A 3,625-nucleotide genomic window follows, 5' to 3' on the forward strand; every position below is an offset into this window, starting at 1 on the left:
GCATCGGCAGCCGGGGGCCCAGCGTGCCCGGCCCACCGCGCAGGCCGTGATGGACGGCCGGCGGCGGCGGCGCCCGGCCCGGCACGGCGGGAGAGCCCACAGGGCCGTGGCCTCCCCCGGGACGCGCCACGGCCCTTGCCTGCCCCCTAGCGGTACTTCCTCAGCTCACGCCGGGCCAGCGACCGCTGGTGCACCTCGTCCGGGCCGTCGGCGATCATCAGCGTGCGCGCCCCGGCGTAGAGCTCCGCCAGCGGGAAGTCCTGGCTGACCCCGCCGGCGCCGTACAGCTGGATGGCCCGGTCGAGGATGCCGACGACCGTGCGCGGTGTGGCGATCTTGATGGCCTGGATCTCGGTGTGGGCGCCCCGGTTGCCGACGGTGTCCATCATCCAGGCCGTCTTCAGCACCAGCAGCCGCAGCTGCTCGACGGCGACCCGGGCGTCCGCGATCCAGTTCTGCACCACGCCCTGCTGGGCCAGCGCCTTGCCGAAGGCCTCGCGGGACACGGCGCGGCGGCACATCAGCTCGATCGCCCGCTCGGCCATGCCGATCAGCCGCATGCAGTGGTGGATGCGGCCCGGGCCGAGCCGGGCCTGGGCGATGGCGAAGCCGCCGCCCTCCTCGCCGATCAGGTTGGCCACCGGCACGCGCGCCTCGTCGAACACCACCTCGGCATGACCGCCGTGGTACTCGTCCTCGTAGCCGAAGACCCGCATCGCGCGCCGGATCGTGACGCCCGGGGTGTCGCGCGGGACGAGGACCATGGACTGCTGGCGGCGGATGTCCGCACCGTCCGGGTCGGTCTTGCCCATCACGATGAAGATCTTGCAGTCGGGGTGCATCGCCCCGGAGATGTACCACTTGCGGCCGCTGATGACGTACTCGTCGCCGTCCCGCCGGATGTGCGTGGTGATGTTGGTGGCGTCGGAGGAGGCCACCTCCGGCTCGGTCATCGCGAACGCCGAGCGGATCTCGCCCGCCAGCAGCGGTTCCAGCCACTGCTTCCTCTGCTGCTCGTCGCCGAACTGGGCCAGTACCTCCATGTTGCCGGTGTCGGGCGCGGCGCAGTTCGTGGCCGTGGGCGCCAGCTGGGGGGAGCGGCCCATGATCTCCGCCAGCGGCGCGTACTGCAGGTTGGTGAGCCCGGCACCGTAGGGGGAGTCCGGCAGGAAGAGGTTCCACAGGCCCTGCCTGCGGGCCTCCGCCTTGAGCTCCTCCACGACGGGGACGGTGTCCCAGGGGGAGGCCAGCCCGGCGCGCTGTTCGTGCGCCACCCGCTCGGCGGGGTGGACGTGCTCGTCCATGAAGGCGAGCAGCCGGGTGCGCAGTTCCTCGGTACGCGCGTCGAACGCGAAGTCCATGACGATCAGCCCTCCTGAAGGCCCTGCAGAGTGGTGAGGCCGTGCTCGATGAAGACGGGGACCAGGTCGCCGATGAGGTCGAACCCGGGGCCGACCGTCCGGCCCAGCGTGTAGCGGTAGTGGATGCCTTCGAGGATCACGGCCAGCTTGAACCAGGCGAAGGCCGTGTACCAGGCGACGCCCGTCACGTCGCGCCCCGAGCGCGCGGCGTACCGCTCGGTCAGTTCGGCGGGGGTCGGGTGCCCGGGTGCCTCGGCGGTGGTGGAGACCGGCGAGCCGGGCAGGCCGAGCGGAGTGCTGTACATGACGAGCAGGCCGAGGTCGGTCAGCGGGTCGCCGAGCGTGGACATCTCCCAGTCGAGGATCGCCCGGATCGAGTCGTCCTCGCCGATCAGGACGTTGTCCAGCCGGTAGTCGCCGTGCACCACGGTCGGCGCGGGGGAGCGGGGCAGGTCCCGGCCGAGCGCGGCCTGCAGCTCGTCGATGCCGGCCAGGTCGCGGTTGCGGGAGGCGTCCAGCTGCTTGCCCCAGCGCCGCAGCTGCCGGTCCAGGAACCCCTCGGGCCGGCCGAAGTCCGCCAGGCCCACCGCCGCGGGGTCCACCGCGTGCAGCTCGACGAGGGTGTCCACCAGGTCCAGCACGGCACCCCGGGTGCGTTCCGGGCCGAGCGGGGCGAGCTGGTCGGCGGTGCGGTACGGGGTGCCGTCGACGAACTCCATGACGTAGAACGGGGCGCCCAGCACCTCCTCGTCCTCGCACAGCAGCAGGGGCCGGGGGACCGGCACGGAGGTCGGGTGCAGCGCGTCGATCACCCGGTGCTCGCGCTTCATGTCGTGCGCGGTGGCGAGGACGTGGCCGAGCGGCGGGCGGCGGACGACCCAGCGCGAGGTGCCGTCGGAGACCCGGTACGTGAGGTTCGACCGTCCGCCCTCGATCAGCCGGCCGGAGAGCGGGCCGTTCACCAGGCCGGGCCGTTCCCGTTCGAGCAGGCCGCACAGCCGGTCGAGATCGAGTCCGGGCGGGTGGTCGGGGCTCATCGTCGCTCCTGTGGGCAGGCGAACAGTACCCGCCCAATGATGCCGACCGGTCGGTATGTCGTCCAGGGGGCAGACCGAACGTGATCGGGCCCACGATAGGCGCTGATCCCGCCGTTCCGCTTGCGTCGCGCGCCGCCGCCCCGGAGGGTCGAGGCATGAAGGCGATCAGCTACGCAGAGTACGGCGGCCCCGAGGTACTGACCTACGGAGAGGTCGACGAACCCAGGGTCGGCCCCGACTCGGTGCTCGTCCGGGTGCGGGCGGCGGCCGTCAATCCGGTCGACTGGAAGTGCCGCGAGGGCTACCTCGACCCGGTGCTCCAGCCGGTGTTCCCGGTGGTCCCGGGCTGGGACGTCTCCGGTGAGGTCGTCCGCACCGGCGGGGCCGTGCCGGAGTTCGAGCCCGGTGACGAGGTGATCGGCTACGTCCGCGAGGACTTCCTCTCCCGGGGCACCTTCGCCGAGTACGTCGCCGCCCCGGTGCGCGCGCTCGCCCGCAAGCCGCGCAACCTCTCCTTCGAGGAGGCCGCCGGCATCCCCCTGGCCGGGCTCACCGCCTACCAGGTGCTGCAGCACATCCTGGGGGTCGGACGCGGCGAGACCGTCCTGGTGCACGCCGCGGCCGGCGGCGTCGGTTCGCTGGCCGTGCAGATCGCCACCCACCTCGGCGCCCGCGTCATCGGTACGGCGAGCGAACGCAACCACGACTTCGTCCGCTCCCTCGGCGGGGAGCCGGTGAGCTACGGCGAGGGCCTGGCCGAGCGGGTGCGCGGGCTGGCCCCCGAGGGCGTGGACGCCGTGCTCGACACCGTCGGCGGTGACGCCCTCAAGGTCTCGGCCAACCTCCTCGCCCCCGAGGGCCGGCTCGCGTCCGTCGCCGACGGCGACGTCGTGACCTACGGAGGCCGCTACCACTTCGTCCGCCCCGACCCGCAGGACCTGACCCGGCTGACGGAACTGGCCGAGCAGGGGGCGCTGCGGGTGCACGTCTCGGAGACGTTCCCGCTGGAACGCGCGGCCGACGCGCACCGGCTGAACCAGGAGGGCCGGACCCGGGGGAAGATCGTCGTCACGGTCGCCCACGAGGCTCCGCCGGAGACCTGAGGGGCGAGGGCCTCGCGGCCCGGCGGCCGCGAGGCCCCCGCGTGTGGGACCGGGCGCGCGGGGACCGGTCCCCGCGTGTGCCCGGTCCCCGCGTGTGCCCGGTCCCCGCGTGTGCCCGGCCCTC

Annotated in this window: 3 protein-coding genes; 1 reads left to right on the forward strand and 2 read right to left on the reverse strand. The window is 73.4% G+C overall.

Features of this window, described 5'->3' with window-relative positions:
- Positions 1 to 146: 146 nt before the first annotated feature.
- Positions 147 to 1,361, reverse strand: coding sequence for an acyl-CoA dehydrogenase family protein (locus G3I53_RS04795; RefSeq protein WP_164333081.1), 1,215 nt, complete (start codon positions 1,359 to 1,361; stop codon positions 147 to 149).
- A gap of 5 nt (positions 1,362 to 1,366) precedes the next feature.
- Positions 1,367 to 2,398, reverse strand: a complete 1,032-nt coding sequence (locus G3I53_RS04800) for a phosphotransferase family protein (protein ID WP_164333082.1) — start codon at positions 2,396 to 2,398, stop codon at positions 1,367 to 1,369.
- 155 nt (positions 2,399 to 2,553) lie between these two features.
- Between G3I53_RS04800 and G3I53_RS04805 the strand changes: the two genes are divergently transcribed.
- Positions 2,554 to 3,501, forward strand: coding sequence for an NADP-dependent oxidoreductase (locus G3I53_RS04805; protein WP_164333084.1), 948 nt, complete (start codon positions 2,554 to 2,556; stop codon positions 3,499 to 3,501).
- Positions 3,502 to 3,625 lie beyond the last annotated feature (124 nt).

It is taken from the genome of Streptomyces sp. SID14436 (genome assembly GCF_010548465.1).
Classification (GTDB): domain Bacteria; phylum Actinomycetota; class Actinomycetes; order Streptomycetales; family Streptomycetaceae; genus Streptomyces.